The following is a 19,807-nucleotide window of genomic DNA, read 5'->3' as shown; positions in this document are numbered from 1 at the left end:
GAATATTGCGTAAGGAGATCCACCATGGCTGACACCAGCCCCATCGGGAGCATTGTCCAGGGAACCGCCCAGGCCGACACGCTGAACGGCAGCGCCGGCTCCGACCTGATTTTCGGCTATGAGGGAGGCGACACGCTGAACGGAAAGGCCGGCAACGACCTGATCGACGGCGGTCCCGGCTTCAACCTGATGTCCGGCGGCGACGGCAACGACGTCCTGCTGGCCGGCCCCGACGAAAACCTCATGCTCGGCGGCAACGGCGCCGACCAACTGGTCGGGAACAACGGGTCCGACGCCATGCTCGGCGGGGCCGGCGACGACACGCTGTTCGGCGGGAAGGGCCTCGACCTCGCCATCGGCGGCGCCGGCAACGACCTGATGGACACCGGCGAGGGGCTGGGCGTCCATTTCGGCGGCGCCGGGTCCGACACCTTCCGCATCGGGAACGACATCCTGAACAACGGGCAGGCCGACCGCGTCGTCGCCCTGGACTTCAAGGCCGGCGAGGACAAGCTGGACCTCGGTTCCGGCATCCTGGGCGCCGTGACGCGGATCGAGGACACGACGATCGATCTGCGGCCCCTCGTGGAGGCGGCGCAGAAAACCGGCTTCTTCAGCAACGACCTGCCGTCCCGCCTCGGCAAGCTGGACGATGTCGGCGGCGCGCAAGGCGACGCCACCGGAGCGCTGTCCTTCTTCACGCCGAACGAGTTGGGCTTCGTCGATGCCAAGGGCGTCAGCGTCTTCCTGCAAGGCGGCGACCGGATCGATGTGGTCGGCGTGACCCGCGATCAGCTGCTCAGCCTGCTCAACACGCCCAGCACCTGAGCACCAGCGTTTGAAGGGCGACTGACCAGAGCCGCCCCTTTCCTCACGCGGGGGAGGGGCGGCTCTCGTCATGTTGGGGCACCGGATTCAGCTCATTGCATGGGCTGGTCCATCGGGCGGCCGAGTTGCGCGCCCGCAATTCCTCCCAAGGCGCAGCCCAGCGCGGCGGCCGGCCCGGTGACGGGCAGCGCCGCGCCACCGGTCGCCAACCCCGCCGCGACGCCGCTGGTCGCCCCGACCGCGGCACCGGCCGCGCAGCCGAGCGTCAGGCCGGCGATGGTGTGCCGGTTCTGGTAGACCAGCGCCCCGCCCAGGATGATCGCCTTTTCCGCCCCGTCCTGAAGCGCCACCGCCTTGTCGGACAGCCAGCCGCCCCAGCCCGGCTCCGCGGGCGGCGCGGCCATCGCGGCGGGAGCGCCCAGGCATATGGATGCCAACAGGGCGGCAACGGCGGCGTGGCGCAGGATGCGGCGCATGGAAACCTCCAAAGTCCTTGAACGGCAGTAGGCCATGGCACCCGCCCGCCTGTCCAAGGCCGCAGCCCGCTCCATGCCGTTGGGGTACCCCCTTCGATCCCGTGGTTGTAGTAGATACTTACTGCCATGCTGATATTCAGCATCACTAACATTCACGCTGGAGCCACCAACCGGGACGGAGCCAGCCGACATGGCCAAGGCCATCCACATGATGATACGGGTCCTCGACGAAGAGCGGTCGCGGGACTTCTACGCCAAGGCTTTCGGCCTTGAATGCGCCGACCGCTACGCCTTCGACGGGTTCACGCTGGTCTATCTGCGCAACGCGGAAAACGACTTCGAGGTCGAACTGACCATCAACCACGGTCGCTCGGAGCCCTACGCCCACGGCGACGGCTATGGGCACTTGGCGGTGTGCGTGGACGACCTGGACACCGAGCACCGGCGCTTCACGGCCCTCGGCTACAGCCCCAATCCCATCAAGGAGTTCATGCGGGACGGCGCGCTGATGGCCCGCTTCTTCTTCGTGCAGGACCCCGACGGCTACAAGATCGAGGTCCTCCAGCGCCACGGCCGCTACCGCTGACGGCGACAGCCATCAGGGCGGATTTTGAAAAGAGGGAGGACGCGATGAGTTCCACGATGGATTCCGGTGCGGATTCCGGTGCGGGTCCCAATGCCCGGGCCGCGGTCGGCCGGCGCGCATTCCTGGCCGGATCGGCCACCGCGGCGGCCGCGGCGGCCGCGGCGGCCATCTTGGTGTCGGGCGGGGCGATCCTCTGCCCGCGCGAGGCCTGGGGGTACGAGACCAAGGCGCTGGCGCCGGACACCATGCGCTCGCTGGTCCGGATGGCACGCGACATCTACCCGCACGACCGGCTGCCCGACCGCGTCTACGCTGTCGCCATGAAGGTGCAGGACGAGGCCGCGGCCAGCGACGCCAAGCTGAAGGAGATGTACGAGGCCGGCATGGCCAAGCTCGACAAGCTGGCCAAGGCCAAGCACGCGACTCCCTACGCCGACGTCGGCTGGGAAGCCGACCGCGTCCGCCTGCTGCACGAAATGGAGGCCGATCCCTTCTTCCAGAAGGTCCGCGGCGGGCTGGTGACCGGCATCTACAACAACAAGGAGGTCTGGCCCCTCTTCGGCTACGAGGGCGAGAGCGCGGCTAAGGGCGGCTACATCGACCGCGGCTTCAACGACATTGAGTGGCTTTAAAGCCACCGCGTATTGAAGGGGGAATCGTCAGCCATGGCAGCGAAATTCGACCTGAACGACGACAGCGTCGTCGTCATCGTGGGGTCCGGCGCGGGCGGCGGCACGCTCGGCACGCAGCTGGCCCTGAAGGGCATCAAGACGGTCATCCTGGAGGCAGGCGCCCGCCACGAGATGGAGGACTTCCAGAACGACGAGTGGGCCAGCTTCACGCAAATCTCCTGGCTCGACCCGCGCACCACGTCGGGCAGCTGGCGCGTCGCCAAGGACTTTCCGAACCTGCCGGCCTGGATCGTGAAGGCGGTGGGCGGCTCCACCATCCACTGGGCGGGCGCGTCGCTGCGTTTCCAGCCGCACGAGTTCAAGACGCGCACGACCTACGGCGACATCCCCGGCGCCAACCTGCTGGACTGGCCGGTCACGCTGGAGGAGATGGACCCTTGGTACGCCAAGGCGGAAGACCGCATGGGCGTCACCCGCACCAACGGCATCCCCGGCCTGCCCGGCAACAACAACTTCAAGGTCATGAAGGCCGGCGCCGACAAGATGGGCTACAAGGAGTGCCACACCGGCCGGATGGCCATCAACTCGCAGGAACGCGACAACCGCGGCGGCTGCCAGCAGATCGGCTTCTGCTTCCAGGGCTGCAAGTCCGGCGCGAAATGGTCCACGCTGATCGCCGAGATCCCGAAGGGCGAGGAGACCGGCAAGCTGGAAGTGCGCCCGAACTCGCAAGTGCTGAAGATCGAGCATGACCCCCGCGGCAAGGTCACCGGCGTGGTTTACGCCGACAAGGACGGCACCATGCAGCGCCAGAAGGCGCGCATCGTCGCGGTCGCCGGCAACTCCATCGAAAGCCCGCGGCTGCTGCTGAACTCCGCCTCCAGCATGTTCCCGGACGGTCTCGCCAACTCCTCCGGCCAGGTCGGCAAGAACTACATGCGGCACATGACCGGATCGGTCTACGGCATGTTCGACAAGCCCGTGCGCATGTACCGCGGAACGACCATGGCCGGCGTCGTGAAGGACGAGGCCAGGCACGACCCCAGCCGCGGCTTCGTCGGCGGCTATGAGATGGAGACGCTGTCGCTGGGATTGCCCTTCATGGCCGCCTTCCTCGACCCCGGATCCTGGGGGCGGGAGTTCACCTCCGCGCTCGACGGCTACGACCGGATGGCCGGCATGTGGCTGGTCGGCGAGGACATGCCGCAGGAAACCAACCGCGTCACCCTGCATTCGGAGATGAAGGACAAGTACGGGCTGCCGATCCCGGACGTGCATTTCGACGACCACCCGAACGACATCGCCATGCGCAACCACGCCTACCGGCAAGGATCGGCGCTGTATGAATCGGTGGGCGCGATCCGGACCTTCCCGACGCCGCCCTACCCCTCCACCCACAACCTCGGCACCAACCGGATGAGCGAGAAGCCGCGCGACGGCGTGGTGAACAAGTGGGGCCAGGCGCACGACGTGGCGAACCTGTTCGTCTCCGACGGGTCGCAGTTCACCACCGGCGCGTCGGAAAACCCGACCCTGACCATCGTCGCCCTGGCCCTGCGCCAAGCCGACTACATCGCCGACCAGATGAGCAAGAACGCGATTTGAAGTGCCGGCAAAGCCCTTCTCCCCCCTGGGAGAAGGGTTGGGATGAGGGGGCGGCCGCAGGCCGGAAACGCAGGCTCATTGCAGTACGCTTCCGCCCTTCGGGCGCCCCCTCACCCTAACCCTCTCCCCTGAGGGGAGAGGGGATTTACGCCACCTCGCAAGCTGGTTCGACCGCCGGCAACATCGCGGCGAAGTCGGTGCGCGCCTCGCGTTCCAGTTCCTCCACGCAGGGGCGGCGGCCCTTGACGTCGCGGGCGTAGGTCAGGCAGGCGCAGCGCAGAAGCCCGGCGAAGTTCCGCCGCTCCACCCCCCGTGCCATGACCTCGTCGTGCAGCTTGGACAGGAAGCGGCCGAGCGACACCCCCTGCATCTCCGCGATCTCCTCAAGCGTGTCCCAGAAGGCGGCCTCCAGGCAGACGCTGGTGGAGTGCCCGCTCAGGCGGACGCGCCGCGTCACCATGCGGAAGCGGGCGGGATCCTGGCCGGCGAAAATCTGACACATGGTGCTGGGTCCTCCCCATCGGCTTTGTCAATCGGCTTTGTTCTTTAAAAATGCATCATGCACAAACTTTCCGCAGCGCGCATCATATACCGAACGAGACTTGGCGAAAAGCATGGGACGCGTGTTGGAGAGGAAAAATAAGGTTTGTTCACTGTTTCCATGAAGTCGTTGCAAATTTTCCGCCTTTCTCACTTGCCTTTCGCAACAGGCTGTTACCCAGCCTGCCCAACGCAAAAGTATTAGCTGTGAAAAATGGTGGATCATTCCCGGCGTATTAACTCCGGGATGGAACCGGCCACTCCAGCACCCGTTGTTAGCTCTCGTTTTGCAGGTGCACACAGGCCTGCGAAAAAAGGTTGCATTTCCAATGTATCCGCGACGGCACAACTGACGAGAGGAAGACCATATGAGCTGGGCCGGCCAGTTTCAGTTCGCCATCGGGAAAAACCGAAAGAATTCCAACCAAAAAGCACACACTTCCGCCATCACAGCACCATCGTCCACCATCATCTGCTTTTCGCACCTCCGGTGGAGTTTCGTTTATCAGCGCCCACAACATTTGATGTCCCGTTTCGCACGGGATCATCGGGTCTTCTTCGTCGAGGAGCCCATCCGCAACGATACGCCGGAACCCTGGCTCGACGTCCGCGAGGACGAAGGGGTCCACATCCTGGTGCCACGCCTGCCCGCCGGCCTCGGCGAGGCGGAGGCGGCGACCGCCCAGCGCATGCTGCTCGACCAGCATCTGGCGGGCGAGGGCGTCGCGGATCCGATCCTCTGGTACTACACGCCGATGAGTCTGGGCTTCTCCAGCCACCTGCGCGGCTCCCTGGTCGTCTACGACTGCATGGACGAGCTGTCGGCCTTCCACGGCGCCCCGCCGGAACTGGTGGAACGGGAACGCCAACTGATGAAGCGCGCCGACCTCGTCTTCACCGGCGGCGTCAGCCTGTGGGAGGCCAAGCGCAACCTGCACCCGAACGCCCACGCCTTCCCCAGCAGCGTGGACGTGCCCCATTTCGCCGCCGCCCGCTCCATCGCGGAAGAGCCCGACGACCAGGCGCACATCCCCCACCCCCGCCTCGGCTTCTACGGCGTGATCGATGAGCGGCTGGACGTTGGCCTGCTGGACGCAGCTGCCGCCGCGCGGCCGGACTGGCAATTCGTGCTGGTCGGCCCGGTGGTGAAGGTCGATCCCGCCCGGCTGCCGCGCCGCCCGAACATCCATTATCTCGGGCCCAAGGTGTACGACGACCTGCCACACTATCTGGCCGGCTGGGACGTCGCGCTGATGCCCTTCGCGCGCAACGAGTCCACCCGCTTCATCAGCCCGACGAAGACGCCGGAATATCTGGCGGCGGGGCGTCCAGTGGTTTCCACCTCCATCACCGACGTGGTGCGGACCTACGGCGACACCGGCATCGTCCGCATCGCCGACACGGCCGGCGACTTCGTGGCCGCGATCGACGCGGCGCTGCAGGACGCGGCCGACCCGGACCGCCTGCGCTCCACAGCCGACCTCGTGCTGCGCGACATGTCCTGGGACAAGACGCAAGGGCGCATGAAGGAACTGATGGACCGCACCCGGGCCCGCGCGCGCGCCGCGTCGCAGATCCATCTCGTAGCCTCGGCACCGGCGCAGCCGGCGAAACACAGCAACGGCCGCGCGGTCGGCCGGCGGTCGGGCTTCGACTACCTGATCGTCGGGGCGGGCTTCGCCGGCAGCGTGCTGGCCGAACGGCTGGCGGTGGGGCTCAACAAGCGCGTCCTGCTGATCGACCGCCGCCCGCACATCGGCGGCAACGCCTACGACCACTACGACGACGCCGGCCTGCTGATCCACCGCTATGGGCCGCACATCTTCCACACCAACGCCCAACAGGTGGTCGACTACCTGTCCCGTTTCACCAAGTGGCGCCCCTACGAGCACCGGGTGCTGGCCCACGTTGACGAGCAGCTGGTTCCCATCCCGATCAACCGCACCACGGTCAACCGCCTGTACGGCCTGGACCTGGACGAGGCGGACGTCGCGGCCTTCCTCGCGTCCCGCGCCGAGCCGGTGGCCGAGGTCCGCACGTCGGAGGACGTGGTGGTCGGCGCCGTCGGACGGGAGCTATACGAGACGTTCTTCCGCGGCTACACCCGCAAGCAGTGGGGCCTCGACCCGTCGGATCTCGACAAGTCGGTGACCTCCCGCGTGCCGACGCGGACCAACGACGACGACCGCTATTTCGGCGACAGCTTCCAGGCGATGCCGCTGCACGGTTACACGCGGATGTTCGAGGCGATGCTCGACCACCCCAACATCAAGGTCATGCTGAACACGGACTTCGACGACGTCCGCGACGAGATCCAGTACGACCGCATCGTCTACACCGGACCGATTGACGAGTTCTTCGGCCACCGCTTCGGCAAGCTGCCCTACCGGTCCCTGACCTTCCGGCACGAGACCGTGGGACAGGAATGGTTCCAGCCAGTCGCCGTGGTGAACGAACCGTCGGAGACCGTACCCTACACCCGCGTCACCGAATACAAGCACCTGACCGGCCAGAAGCACCCGAAGACCAGCATCACCTACGAGTATCCGGCCGCCCAGGGCGACCCCTACTACCCGATCCCGCGCCCGGAGAACCAGGAGCTGTTCCGCAAGTATCAGGCGCTGGCCGACGAGACGCCGAACGTCACCTTCCTGGGGCGGCTCGGCACCTACCGCTACTACAACATGGACCAAGTGGTGGCGCAGGCCCTGTCGGTCTACGCCCGCATCGCCAAGGAGGAGGAGCGCCTGCATGGCCTGACGGCCGCCGCCCGCGAACTCCGCTCCCTGGGGATGGAGACGAAGTCGCGCGGAGCCGCGGCGGAACGGGCGGTCGGCTTGGGGGATTGAGGCGCTCGGCCGGGTTCCCCCACCCTCCCGCTTCGCGGGTCCCTCCCTCCCCCGCTGGGCGGGGGAGGGTTAGGGTGGGGGCAACGCCTGCGACAATCTTGCGACCTGCCCAATTCCCGATAGCCACCCGCCTCCCAGCCGATCCTTCTCTCCCCCAACGCCGAACGGCCGGCGCCGCCTTCCATGGCGCGCCGACCCGTTCCCTGGAAGGGCAAGAACACCATGCGCACATCCCCGCTCCATCAGCCGGCCCTGTTCGACGGATTCTTCCTCGGTGGATTCGAGTGCTCGACGCATCGCCGCCACGATGGTCGCCGCCTCGACCTGATCGCCGCAACCGGGCACGACCGCCATGCCGCCGCCGATTACCAGCGCATGGCCGCGCACGGTATCCGCACCGTCCGCGACGGTGTGCGCTGGCACCTGATCGAGACGGCGCCCGGCCAGTACGACTGGTCCAGCCTGCTGCCGATGATGCGCGCCGCGCGCGACGCCGGGGTGCAGGTGATCTGGGACCTCTGCCATTACGGCTGGCCGGACGACGTCGATATCTGGCGCCCGGCCTTCGTGGAACGCTTCGCCCGCTTCTGCGCCGCCGTCGCAACCCTGATGCGCGACGAAGGGGTCGATACGCCCTGCTTCTGCCCGGTCAACGAGATCTCCTACTGGGCCTGGGCGGGCGGCGACATGAAGCGCTTCAACCCGATGGCGGAGCGCCGGGGCTTCGAGCTGAAGCACCAGCTCGTCCGCGCATCCATCGCGGCGATCGACGCGATCCGCAGCACGGACCCGCGCGCCCGCATCATCCAGGTCGACCCGGTCATCAACGTGCTACCGCGCCCCGACCGCAAGGGAGACGTCAACGCCGCGGAGAACGCGCGCCTGTCGCAGTACGAGGCCTGGGACATGATCGGCGGCTACGCCTGGCCCGGCCTGGGCGGCAAGCCGGAGTACCTGGACATCATCGGGGTGAACTACTACTCCGACAACCAATGGTTTCTGAACGGCGGCGCCATCGGGCGCGACGATCCGCGCTACCGCCCCTTCGCCGACATCCTGGCGGAGGTCCACCGGCGCTACGGCCGCCCCGTCCTGGTGGCCGAGACGGGGGCGGAGAACGACGCCCGCGCGCCCTGGCTCGACTACGTCACCGACCAGGTGATGGTCGCGCTGCGCGAGGGTGTGCCCGTGGAAGGCATCTGCCTGTACCCGATCCTGGACTATCCCGGCTGGGCCAACGACCGCCATTGCGAGACCGGGCTCTACGGCCTGTGCGACGAGGCGGGCGGGCGCTGCCTGCACCAGCCGCTGGCCGACGCGCTGGAGCGCCATCAGGCCCGCGTCAACGCCCTGCTCGGCCGCCCGCCCCTGCAGATCGCCGCCCAGTGAGGGATCAGCACGAGGATTTCCCGATGACGTCGCGGCCCATCCCGAGCCGCCCGGCCGCCTTCCTGATGCATTACATGCGTCGGCGGCCCTGGCAATTCGGCGGACTGTTCACGACCATCGTCTCGGCCGCGGCTTGCGCGGTGGCGGTGCAGTACGCCATGAAGCTGCTGATCGACGCCATGGCCGCGCCCGACCGCCTGACGGCCGACGTGTGGACTCCGCTCGGCCTGTTCCTCGGCTTCATCGCGACGGAGAACGTGCTGTGGCGGCTGGGCGGCTGGCTCGGCTGCCGGGCCGTCCTGGCGACCGGCGTCGACATGCGGCTGGACCTGTTCCAGCACCTGACCGGCCATTCGATGCGGTACTTCTCCGAGCATCTCGCGGGGTCGCTCGGCAACCGCATTGCGTCGACGGAGACGGCGGCGACCAACATCTTCCGGACGCTGACCTGGAGCATCGTGCCCCCCTGCACGGACTTCTTAGGTGCCGTGGTCGTGCTGCTGACCATCCACTGGGGCATGGCGGCGGCGCTCGTCTTCTTCGCCGCCATGGTGGCCGGGGCCATCGTGTATCTCGGCCTGCGCGGGCGGGCCGTGCACCACGCCTACGCCGACCAGACCGCGCGGACCAACGGCGAGCTGGTGGACGTCGTCTCCAACGTCTGGACGGTGAAGGCCTTCTCCGCCCGCGGGCGGGAGCGGGAGCGGCTGGCCCGCGCCTTCGGCGTGGAAGCCGGGGCGCACCGCCGCAGTTGGATGCACCTGGAGAAGACCCGCGTCGTCCACGACGCCTGCCTGTGGGTGATGGCCGGGTCGATGCTCCTGTGGGCGTTGCTTCTGTGGCGGAGCGGGTCGATCACCACCGGCGACGTGGTGATCGTCAGCGCGCTGACCTTCCGCATCCTGCACGGATCCCGCGACCTCGCCTTCGCGCTGGTCAGCGCGACCCAGCAGTACAGCGCCATCAGCGAAAGCCTGCGCGTGATCGCCCGGCCGCACGACGTCCTGGACCCCGTGCCGGCCCTGCCAGCGGTCCCCGGCGGCGGCGCCATCGCCTTCGACGAGGTGACCTACCGCTACCCGGAAGGGCGGCGGGTGCTGGACCGCTTCACCCTGACCATCCCGGCCGGGCAGAAGGTCGGTTTCGTCGGGCCGTCCGGGGCGGGCAAGTCCACGATCATCAGCCTAATCCAGCGGCTGGACGACGTGCAGCGCGGCACCATCCGGATCGACGGGCAGCCGATCACCGCGCTGGCCCAGGACGAGTTGCGGGCCAAGATCGCCGTCGTCCCGCAGGACATCGCCCTGTTCCACCGCTCCATCCTGGAGAACATCCGCTACGGCCGTCCCGACGCCACCGACGAGGAGGTGTTCGAGGCCGCCCGCCACGCCTTCTGCGACGGCTTCATCCGGCAGCTTCCGGAAGGCTATCGCACCATGGTGGGGGAGCGCGGCGTGCGCCTGTCCGGCGGCCAGCGCCAGCGGCTGGGCATCGCCCGCGCCTTCCTGAAGAACGCCCCGATCCTGATCCTGGACGAGGCCACCTCCGCGCTGGACACCCAGTCGGAGAAGGAAATTCAGATGGCGCTGGCCGATCTGGCCCGCGGCCGGACGGTGGTCGCGGTGGCGCATCGCCTGTCCACCGTCTCCACCTTCGACCGCGTGCTGGTGCTGGTGGACGGCCGCATTGCGGAGGACGGTTCGCCGATGGAGCTTCGCCGCCGCCGCGGCGGCGTGTTCAACACGCTCTGGCAAATCCAGGCGGAAGGATTCGCCGCGGAGTAATCGTAAAAAGCAAGACTCGTTCCGGCCGACCACCCAATGGTATCGACCGGAACGGCTATATCGGGTTGCCCTTCGCTCGGGTCCTTTCGGGGTCGCCGTGTGTTAAGACACATGTGCACAAAAAGAAAACACCGACCCGTCGCAATGCAGGATTGGATTCGTACATCCCACCCGACAGCCCCGACCATTCCCCGCCGCCGCTTCGGAGCCCGCCGCCTCGGAGTCCAGAGATGACGGGAACACTTGCGGTCCGGCATGGCCTCGGTTTTCTGGCCGACGGCGGCGCCATGGGGGCTCTGGTCCGCGGCCACGACTGGTCCGCCACGCCTCTAGGGTCCCCGGAGACCTGGACGCAGAGCCTGCGCACGGTCGTCAACCTGATGCTCACCTCCCGACAGGCGATGTTCGTGGCCTGGGGGCCGGAACTGACCTTCCTCTACAACGACGGCTACGCGCCGATCTTCGGCGCCAAGCACCCTGCGGCGCTGGGCCGTCCTTTCCGCGAGGTCTGGTCGGACATCTGGCCGCAATTCGGCCCTCTGGTCGACCGCACCCTGTCCGGCGAGGCGCTGTGGCACGAGGACCTGCTGGTCCCGATGGAGCGCCACGGCTATCGCGAGGACGCCTGGTTCACCTTCTCCTACACGCCGGTGCGCGACGACGATGGGCGCATCGCCGGCATGTTCTGCGCGGTCATTGAGACGACCGAGCATGTGCTGGCCAAGCGCCGCACGGTCTTTCACCTGGACCTGGAAAGCCGGTTGCGCCACCTGTCCGACCCGTCGGCGGTGGTGGCGACGGCCGAGGAGGCGCTGGGCAGGCATCTCGGCGCCAGCCGGGTCGGCTATGGCGTGATGGACGAGACGGCCCGCTACTTCACCACCAGCGGCAATTGGACGGACGGGACGGTCGCGCATTACGCGGGCACCCACGACCTCGCGGGCTTCGGGCCGGATGTCCTGGCGACGCTGCGCCGCGGGGAGCCGCTGGTCGTCCACGATTCCGCGACCGACCCGCGCGCCGCCACGCCAGACCGGCAGGCCGCCTTTGGGGCGCTGGAGATCGGCTCCGTCATCACGGCGAGCCTGGTGAAGAACGGCCGCATGGCCGCCGCCCTCTATGTCCACGACCGCAAGCCGCGCCGCTGGCGGCCGGACGAGGTCCAGCTGGTGGAAGAGGTGGCGGCGCGCACTTGGTCGGCCGTCGAACGGGCCCAGGCCGAAGCGTCGCTGCGCCGCGCCAACGCACGCCTCGCCGCGGAGGGGGAACGCCTGCGCGAACTGTTCCGGCAGGCGCCCGGCTTCATGTGCGTGCTGCGCGGCCGCGACCACGTCTTCGAACTCGCCAACGACGCCTATCATATGCTGGTGGGCGCCCGCGACCTGATCGGCCGGTCGGTTCAGGACGCCTTCCCGGACATCGTCGACCAGGGCTTCTTCCAGCTGCTCGACCGCGTCTACGACAGCGGGGAGCCGTTCGTCGGGCACGAGCTTCCGGTCACGCTGGTCCGCTCCCCCGGCACCCCGGCCGAAGAACGCTTCGTCACCTTCGTCTACCAGCCGATCAAGGACGCGGAAGGCCGGGTCACCGGCATCTTCTGCGAGGGCAGCGACGTCACGGAGGCCAAGCGCGGCGAAATCGCCCTGCGCACCAGCGAGGAACGGCTCCGCATCGCGCAGGAAGCCGGGGGCGTCGGCACCTTCGAGCTGCGCGCCGACGGCACGCTGTCCGTGTCGGACGCCTTCTGCCGCCTGTGGGGCGTTCCGCCGCGTCCCGAGGTTGCGATGGAGGAACTGGTCGCGATCATCGACCCGGCGGACCGCCCGCGGCTGAACACCCTGCAACGGGGCCAAGTGCCGAGCCGCATCTTCGGCTACGTCGAATACCGGATCCATCGACCGGACAGCGGGGAGATGCGCTGGATCGCGCGGCGCGGGCAGGCGGTGCAGGAACGTCCCGACGGACCTGCCCGTGTCATCGGCGTCTGCTATGACATCACCGAGCGCAAGCGTGCCGAGGAGGCGCTGCGCGACCTCAACGCCACGCTGGAACGGCGCGTCGCCGAACGCACGGCCGAACGCGACCGCATGTGGCGGCTGTCCACCGACGTGATGCTGGTCGCCCGTTTCGACGGAACCATCACCGCGGTGAACCCGGCCTGGACGGCGCTGCTCGGCTGGGGCGAGGCGGAGTTGGTGGGTACGTCCTTCATGGACCTCGTCCACCCGGACGACCGGGACGCCACGGCGGCCGAGGCCGGCCAACTCGCCGCCGGGCGGACCACCCCGCGCTTCGAGAACCGCTACCGGCACAAGGACGGCAGCCATCGCTGGCTGACCTGGATCGCCGTTCCCGACGACCGTTTCATCCACGCCATCGGCCGCGACATCACCGCCCAGAAGGAGGCCGACGCCGCCCTGCAACAGGCCGAGGAGCAACTGCGCCAAGCGCAGAAGATGGAGGCGGTGGGGCAGCTGACCGGCGGCGTCGCCCATGATTTCAACAACCTGCTCCAGGCGCTGGGCGGCTGTCTCGCCATGATCGAACGGCGCAGCCGGGAGCCGCAGGTGCGCCCGCTGCTGGACGCCGGGCAGCAGGCGGTCGGCCGCGGGGCCAAGCTCGTCCAGCAATTGATGGCCTTCGCGCGGCGCGACAGCCTGCGGCCGGAGCCGATCAGCGTCCACGACCGGGTGCTGGGTATGACGGCGCTTCTGGAGCGCGCGCTGCGCGCCGACATCCGGCTGGAGACGCGGTTCGGTTCCGGCCTCTGGCCGGTCGAGGTCGATCAGACCCAGTTCGAGTTGGCCGTTATCAACCTCGCGGTAAACGCCCGCGATGCCATGCCCACCGGCGGCCGCCTTCTGATCGAAGCGGACAACGTCACGCTTCCGCCCGGCAACCCGAAGGGGCTGGAGGGGGAGTTCCTGCGCCTGTCGGTGACGGACACCGGCAGCGGCATGGCGCCGGAGGTGGCGGCCCGCGCCTTCGAGCCCTTCTTCACGACCAAGGAACTGGGCAAGGGCACCGGCCTGGGTCTGGCCCAAGTCTACGGCTTTGCGCAGCAGGCGGGCGGCACCGCCTGGATCGACAGCCAGCCCGGACAAGGAACCGCCGTCACCCTGCTGCTGCGCCGGTCCGGTGCCACCCCCGCGGAAGAGGCCGCGCCGGCAACCGCCCCCACGATCGCCGGGTTGACCGCCGCCCCGCACCGGCCCGGCCGGGTGCTGGTCGTGGAGGACGACCCGATCGTGGCGATGACCGTCGGCACCGCGCTGGAGGACGCCGGCTTCTCTGTCCTGTCCGCGGCGACCGCCGACGAGGCGCTGCCGATCCTGTCGTCAACGGCGGTGGACATCCTGTTCAGCGACGTGGTGATGCCGGGCAGCATGAGCGGCGTCGACCTGGCCCGCGAAGCCCAGCGCCTGCACCCTGGCTTGCCGGTGATCCTCGCCACCGGCTACAGCGAGGAGATCGCCCGCGCCGCCGGAATCCCGGTGCTGTCCAAGCCCTACCGGATCGACGACCTCGTCCGCCGCATCGACCGCGCGCTGGCGGACGGAGCGCTGGAGGCGGGGGTGGAAAGTCGTCGCGCTGGGCCCCCCTCCCAACCTCCCCCCACCTTCAGCTAGGGGAGGAGCAATCCCCTCCCCCGCGAAAGTGGGGGAGGGTTAGGGTGGGGGCCCAGCGCAACCACTTATGTCATTCGCTCGCCGCGTTCAGCCGCTCAATCGACGCGCCATCCAGGGTGAGCCGCGCTGCGGCGACTAGATCGCCCATCTGCTCGACCTTGGAGGCGCTGGCGATGGGGGCGGTCAGGCTCGGTCGGGCGATCAGCCAGGCGAGCGCCACCTGGGCCGGCGTAGCCTTGTGCTGGGCCGCCACCTCGTCCAACGCCGCGAGGATCGCGCGGCCACGGTCGTTCAGGTACTTGGAGACGACGCCCCCGCCGCGCGCACTCTTGCCCGCGTCCTCGGCGGAGCGGTACTTGCCGGTCAGGAAACCGGCGGCCAGCGAGTAATAGCTGATGACGCCCAGCCCGTTCTCCCGGCACACCCCCTCCAGCTCCGCCTCGTAGCCGCTGCGGTCGTAGAGGTTGTATTCGGGCTGCAGCGTCTCATACCGCGGCAGGCCCGCCTTCGCCGCGACCTCCAGCGCCTCGCGCAGGCGGGCGGCTGTCAGGTTGGAGGCGCCGATGGCCCGCACCTTTCCTTCTTGAATCAGGCACTGGTAGGCGCCCAGCGTTTCCTCGAACGGGGTGTCGGGGTCGTCCCAGTGCGACTGGTACAGGTCGATGCGGTCGGTCTGGAGGCGGCGGAGCGAGTCCTCCACCGCGCTGCGGATGTAGGCCGCCGACAGGCCCTTCCTGCCCGGCCCCATCTCCGACCCGACCTTGGTCGCGATCACCACCCGGTCGCGGTTGCCGCGGCGTTTCAGCCAGTTGCCGATGATGGTCTCCGACTCGCCGCCCGTGTTGCCGGGTGCCCAGGCGGAATAGACGTCCGCCGTGTCGATGAAGTTGAACCCGGCGTCCAGGAAGGCGTCGAGCAGGCGGAAGGAGGTCGCCTCGTCGGCCGTCCAGCCGAACACGTTGCCGCCGAAGCAGAGCGGGGCCACCGTCAGGCCGCTGCGGCCAAGCTGTCGTTGCTCCATCCTCTCGTCTCCCTTATTTCTCTATGCGCGCGGTTTGCGGAACTCGGTTGCGTAGAACAACAGGCCGGCCAGGGGAAAGGCGGCGCCGATCCAGGTCACCGGCTCCCACCCGCCGCGGGCGAAGGCGTAGCCGGCCAGCGCCGAGCCGGCCGCCCCGCCGGTGAAGAAGACGGCCATGTAGACGCCGTTCATGCGGCTGCGCGTCTCCGCCCCCAGGGAATAGATGGCCCGCTGGCCCAGCACCATGTTGGTCTGCACGCCCATGTCCAGCAGCAGGCCGGCGATCACCAGCAGCGCGATGGAGCCCTCCCCCACCCGCGCCACCAGGAAGGACAGCGCCCCCATGGCGAGCGCCACGCCCGTCGCCGGCCGCGTCCAGCCCCGGTCGGCGATGCGCCCGGCGATGGGCGCCACCAGGGCGCCCGCCGCCCCGGACAGGGCGAACAAGGCGATGCCCCGCTGCGTCAGGTTGAAGGGCGGCGATGCCAGCAGGAGCGGCACGGCGGTCCAGTACAGGCTGAAACTGGCGAACAGCGCCGTCTGGTAGGCGGTCCGCCGTTGCAGCACCGGCGTGCGCACCAGAAGCCGGCCGAGCGACGCCAGCAGCGCGCCATAGCCGGAATGCCGCGCCGGGCGGCGTTCCGGCAGGCGGCGCCCCAGCAGGACGGCGAAGCCCACCATGGCGATGGCCGACAGTCCGAACACGGCGCGCCAGCCGAAGCTGTCGGCGATCAGGCTCGACACCGGCCGCGCCAGCAGGATGCCGAGCAGCAGGCCGCTCATCACCGTGCCGACCACCTCCCCGCGCTTGGCCTCCGGCGCCATGTGCGCGGCGAGCGGCACCAGCATCTGCACCGCGACGGATGTCAGGCCGATCAGGAAGGACGCGGCCAGGAACACCGACGCGGTCGGCGCGAAAGCAGCGGCCACGAGTGCCAGAACCGTCGCGCAGAGCGTCGCCGTGACCAGCCGCCGGTTCTCCAGCAGGTCGCCCAGCGGCACCAGCAGCACCAGCCCGACCCCATAGCCGATCTGGGTCAGTGTGACGACGAGGCTGCTGGCCTCCGGCGACAGGTTGATGGCCGGGCCGATCAGGGCGACCAAAGGCTGGGCGTAGTAGATGTTGGCGACGATAACCCCGCAGGCGATCGCCAGCATGGTGACCAGGGGACGGGAAATCGTCGGCAACGCCGCCGCGGCGGGCGCTTGGGAATGGCTGATGTCGCTGGTGGACATCCGGTACTCCTGCGGACGGTGGCTTTGAAGATCCAGGGCGGATGGGTCGGAGTGCGGCCCGGATCGCTTCAACAGCCGGCAGCGTACGTCGGCATGCCGCACCGCCGCATCGGCGAAAACCGCCGCGTTGCCATGCGTTGCGGGCAAAACAAAACCCCTCCCCCATGCATGGGAGAGGGGTTTCGAAGGCCCGAACGGTCAGAGATGGTCGGACGATAGGATCGCTTCCGCGTCACCGCCGCTGCCGCGGCCGGGCAGCAGCGCGTTCAACAGGACGCCCAGCACCGCCGACAGCGCCATGGAGGAGACGACGAAGCCACCCTCGCCGAACTTCAGCGAGGCGCCGCCGATGCCGATCACCAGGATGGTGGAGGAGATCAGCAGGTTGCGCTTGTCGCCCAGATCCACCTTGCCCTCGATCAGCGTGCGGATGCCGCTCGACGCGATCACGCCGAACAGCGCGATCGACACGCCGCCCATCACCGCCGTCGGAATGGTGGACAGGAAGGCGGACAGCTTGCCGACGAAGCCCAGAATGATGGCCAGCGTCGCGGCCCCGCCGATCACCCACACGCTGAAGATGCGGGTCACCGCCAGCACGCCGATGTTCTCGCCGTAGGTCGTCGCCGGCGGGCCGCCCAGCGCCGCCGCGATCATGGTGGCGACGCCGTCGCCCATCACCGAGCGGTGCAGGCCGGGATCGGCGATGAAGTTGCGGCCGACGACTCGGCTCAGCACGATCTGGCCGCCGATGTGCTCGGCGATCGTCACCATCGCGACCGGCGCCACCAGCAGGATCATCGCCCAGGCCGACACGCCCGGCTTCATGTCGGAGAACAGCAGGTGGAAGTTCGGGATCTGGAACAGCGGGGCGGCGGCGACCGCGCTGAAGTCCACCATCCCGGCCAGCACGCCCGCGACGTAGCCGGTGATGATGCCCAGCAGGATCGGCACCACGGTGAAGAAGCCGCGCAGCACGATGGAATAAACGAAGATGCTGCCCAGCGTGAACAGCGCCAGCAGGAAATGCGGCAGGCTGTAGGTGCCGCCCCCGGCCGTGTTCTGCGCCATACCCACGGCGACCGAGGCGAGGCCGAGCCCGATGACCACGATCACTGGTCCGACGACGATCGGCGGCAGGATGGCCAGCAGCCAGCGCACGCCGAAGCCGCGGATCAGCAGGGCGACGATCACATAGACCGCACCCGCGGCGCAGGCGCCGACCAGCGCGCCGCCCGGCCCGCCGATCTGGGTCGCGGTGACGATCGGCCCGATGAAGGCGAAGGAGGAGCCCAGATAGGCCGGCAGCCGCCATTTCGTGAAGGCAAGGTAGATCAGCGTGCCCAGGCCACTGGTCACCAGACCGACCGACGGGTCGAGCCCGGTCAGGATCGGCACCAGGACGTTCGCGCCGAACATGGCGAACAGGTGCTGGAGGCTGAGCAGGATGAAGGTGGCCGGGGGCGGACGCTCGTGAACGTCCAGCACCCGGTCGCGCGGTGCACTCATAATAAAGGTCCCGTCCCGACGATAACGTGTGTGTGCACACCGTTACTCCGACCGGGCCGGCGTGGTCAAATTCCCCGCACCCGGTCGTTTCGCCGCATGGTGTAGCCGGATGGGAGGTCCGCCCGTTATGGGCCGACGCCGACCCGCCAGGGTTCCACGGGCGGCTCCAGGAAGGCGCCGGCGACTCCGCCCAGGGATTCGGCGTGGAGCGAGTTCCGCTCGAAGGCGCAGAGGCCGGCGGGCAGCTGGGCCGCGTCCGGGTGGAAGGCGTAGGGGCGCGGCGCGGCGCGCGACAGGCTGGTGTCCTGGGTCATGGTGCTGGCCTGGGTGCCGGTCGGGACGCTCTGCTCCACCCACACCCACAGGACCCGCGGGTCCGTTCGGAACCGGTTCAGTACGGCGTTCAGCGTCCCCCGGCATTCCCCGGGCGAAAGGTTGTGCAGGCCTTGGTCGACAACGTCCGTGTCGGTCACCACCGTGGCGGAGGCCAGCGACAGCCAGCCGGCCAGCACAAGGCCGGACACCACGGCTCCGGTCAGCGACGTTGCCGTCAGAAAGCCCAGTTCCTGCGGGGTGTCACCCCAGTCGTTCGATCCGTCCTGCATGCCGATCCTTTGCTCCGCGACGCGGGCGCTCCGTCTTGTCCTTGCTGGAGGACGGTAATTCCGAATGACGGTTGGGCGTGTGATGCGGATCAAACGATCGGCACTTTTGACCAAAGTTTATCCCGCCAAATTTTGTCCTACCCTTCCGTGCCCCCCGCCACCGGAGCGTCCGGACCCAGCCACCAACCGAATGAATCCGATGCGGTTCCGAAACGATTAAGCCTTTCCCTGGCTTGGGGCACCCCAACCAGCGAACGGCCCTGCTCCAGCTGGGTTCCGATACCACCCCTAATTTGGTTAACAAATCCCTAACGTTCCTGTAGCGTAACCACACTCGATAGGATAAGGTTTCGTTACTTCATCCTTTCGGGAATGACTGACGATGCACCCCGTCTCCGTAGCTTTGATCGATTCGAATAACCTGTTCCGTCAGGGCCTGAAGGCGCTGCTCGCGGACCAGGAGTTCCAGATCACGAGAGAGGCCTCGTCTTTGAGCGCCGCGCTGTCGATGTCCGCCGAGGAGAATTCGCCGCAACTGCTTCTCGTCGATCCGGCCGGCATGGGGGACAGTGTGCAGGTCGTCCAGACGCTGAAGGCCGCGTTGCCCGACGCGCGTCTGGTCCTGCTGACTGGCAAGCTGGACGGTGAGGTCATGGCCAAGGCGATCCAGGCCGGCGCCGACGGCTTCCTGATGAAGGACATGTCGGTGGAGGCGCTGGCTCAGTCGCTGCGCTTGGTCATGCTGGGCGAAAAGGTGTTGCCGAGCGATCTGGCTGCCCTGCTGATCAGCGGCCGCATGAATGGCAGCAGCGTGGAACTGCCGGTCTCGCGCAAGGGAGTTTCGCAGCGCGAGGCGCAAATCCTGCGCTGCCTGCTGAACGGCGACAGCAACAAGCTGATCGCGAACCAGCTGAACATCACCGAGGCGACGGTGAAGGTCCACCTGAAGAGCCTGCTGCGCAAGATCGACGCATCGAACCGCACGCAGGCCGCCATCTGGGGCCTGAACAACGGCTTCGGCGAAGGCGGAACCTTCGCCACGAACTGACAAGCCCGGACATCCACCCCGGACATCCAACGAAAAAAGCCCGGCGGCCGAGTCCGCTGGGCTTTTTTGG

The 19,807-nt window shown here is 68.2% G+C and carries 15 protein-coding genes; 9 read left to right on the top strand and 6 right to left on the bottom strand.

What is annotated here, in order from left to right; genetic code table 11:
- Nucleotides 1-24: 24 nt before the first annotated feature.
- Nucleotides 25-828 carry a calcium-binding protein gene (locus M2351_RS23815; protein WP_264658537.1) on the top strand — a complete coding sequence of 268 codons (804 nt, stop codon included), beginning with the start codon at nt 25-27 and terminating at the stop codon, nt 826-828.
- A gap of 92 nt (nt 829-920) precedes the next feature.
- On the opposite strand, the gene M2351_RS23810 is transcribed toward M2351_RS23815, so the two are convergent.
- Complete coding sequence (locus tag M2351_RS23810; RefSeq protein ID WP_264658536.1) at nt 921-1,304, bottom strand: hypothetical protein; 384 nt, start codon at nt 1,302-1,304, stop codon at nt 921-923.
- A 190-nt stretch (nt 1,305-1,494) separates the two neighbouring features.
- Here M2351_RS23810 and M2351_RS23805 point away from each other — a divergent pair, with 190 nt between their 5' ends.
- From M2351_RS23805 to M2351_RS23795, 3 genes are read left to right on the top strand one after another with little or no spacing between them, the layout of a single operon-like run.
- Nucleotides 1,495-1,890: a VOC family protein gene (locus M2351_RS23805; RefSeq protein ID WP_264658535.1), complete on the top strand. Its 396-nt coding sequence runs from the start codon at nt 1,495-1,497 to the stop codon at nt 1,888-1,890.
- A 44-nt stretch (nt 1,891-1,934) separates the two neighbouring features.
- Nucleotides 1,935-2,522, top strand: coding sequence for a Twin-arginine translocation pathway signal (locus M2351_RS23800; protein WP_264658534.1), 588 nt, complete (start codon nt 1,935-1,937; stop codon nt 2,520-2,522).
- 33 nt (nt 2,523-2,555) lie between these two features.
- Nucleotides 2,556-4,127: a GMC family oxidoreductase gene (locus tag M2351_RS23795; protein WP_264658533.1), complete on the top strand. Its 1,572-nt coding sequence runs from the start codon at nt 2,556-2,558 to the stop codon at nt 4,125-4,127.
- Between the two features lie 145 nt (nt 4,128-4,272).
- Here M2351_RS23795 and M2351_RS23790 read toward each other — a convergent pair whose 3' ends face one another.
- A complete protein-coding gene (locus M2351_RS23790; RefSeq protein WP_264658532.1) occupies nt 4,273-4,629 on the bottom strand; it encodes a ribbon-helix-helix domain-containing protein in 357 nt (118 codons plus the stop codon).
- A gap of 562 nt (nt 4,630-5,191) precedes the next feature.
- Between M2351_RS23790 and glf the strand changes: the two genes are divergently transcribed.
- From glf to M2351_RS23770, 4 genes are all read left to right on the top strand, one after another.
- The gene (gene glf / locus M2351_RS23785; protein ID WP_264658531.1) at nt 5,192-7,516 is read left to right on the top strand and encodes a UDP-galactopyranose mutase; all 2,325 of its coding nucleotides are present in this window, start codon (nt 5,192-5,194) and stop codon (nt 7,514-7,516) included.
- A gap of 183 nt (nt 7,517-7,699) precedes the next feature.
- Nucleotides 7,700-8,905 (top strand): glycoside hydrolase family 1 protein, encoded by a 1,206-nt coding sequence (locus tag M2351_RS23780; RefSeq protein WP_264658530.1) that lies wholly within the window; start codon nt 7,700-7,702, stop codon nt 8,903-8,905.
- Nucleotides 8,906-8,928: 23 nt separating this feature from the next.
- Nucleotides 8,929-10,689 (top strand): ABC transporter ATP-binding protein, encoded by a 1,761-nt coding sequence (locus tag M2351_RS23775; RefSeq protein WP_264658529.1) that lies wholly within the window; start codon nt 8,929-8,931, stop codon nt 10,687-10,689.
- A 230-nt stretch (nt 10,690-10,919) separates the two neighbouring features.
- Nucleotides 10,920-14,318: a PAS domain-containing protein gene (locus M2351_RS23770; RefSeq protein WP_264658528.1), complete on the top strand. Its 3,399-nt coding sequence runs from the start codon at nt 10,920-10,922 to the stop codon at nt 14,316-14,318.
- A gap of 70 nt (nt 14,319-14,388) precedes the next feature.
- Here the strand turns inward: M2351_RS23770 and M2351_RS23765 are convergent, their stop codons facing one another.
- From M2351_RS23765 to M2351_RS23750, 4 genes are all read right to left on the bottom strand, one after another.
- Complete coding sequence (locus tag M2351_RS23765; RefSeq protein ID WP_264658527.1) at nt 14,389-15,339, bottom strand: aldo/keto reductase; 951 nt, start codon at nt 15,337-15,339, stop codon at nt 14,389-14,391.
- 21 nt (nt 15,340-15,360) lie between these two features.
- A complete protein-coding gene (locus tag M2351_RS23760; protein ID WP_264658526.1) occupies nt 15,361-16,575 on the bottom strand; it encodes an MFS transporter in 1,215 nt (404 codons plus the stop codon).
- 198 nt (nt 16,576-16,773) lie between these two features.
- Nucleotides 16,774-18,084, bottom strand: coding sequence for a solute carrier family 23 protein (locus M2351_RS23755; protein ID WP_264658525.1), 1,311 nt, complete (start codon nt 18,082-18,084; stop codon nt 16,774-16,776).
- Between the two features lie 125 nt (nt 18,085-18,209).
- Nucleotides 18,210-18,689: a hypothetical protein gene (locus tag M2351_RS23750; RefSeq protein ID WP_264658524.1), complete on the bottom strand. Its 480-nt coding sequence runs from the start codon at nt 18,687-18,689 to the stop codon at nt 18,210-18,212.
- 382 nt (nt 18,690-19,071) lie between these two features.
- Here M2351_RS23750 and M2351_RS23745 point away from each other — a divergent pair, with 382 nt between their 5' ends.
- Nucleotides 19,072-19,737 (top strand): LuxR C-terminal-related transcriptional regulator, encoded by a 666-nt coding sequence (locus M2351_RS23745; RefSeq protein ID WP_264658523.1) that lies wholly within the window; start codon nt 19,072-19,074, stop codon nt 19,735-19,737.
- The last annotated feature ends 70 nt before the right edge of the window (nt 19,738-19,807 follow it).

This window comes from Azospirillum canadense (genome assembly GCF_025961225.1).
GTDB classification, from domain to species: Bacteria; Pseudomonadota; Alphaproteobacteria; order Azospirillales; family Azospirillaceae; genus Azospirillum; species Azospirillum canadense.
Note: the sequence above shows the minus strand (reverse complement) of the source record. Positions and strands in the feature narration are given on the sequence as shown.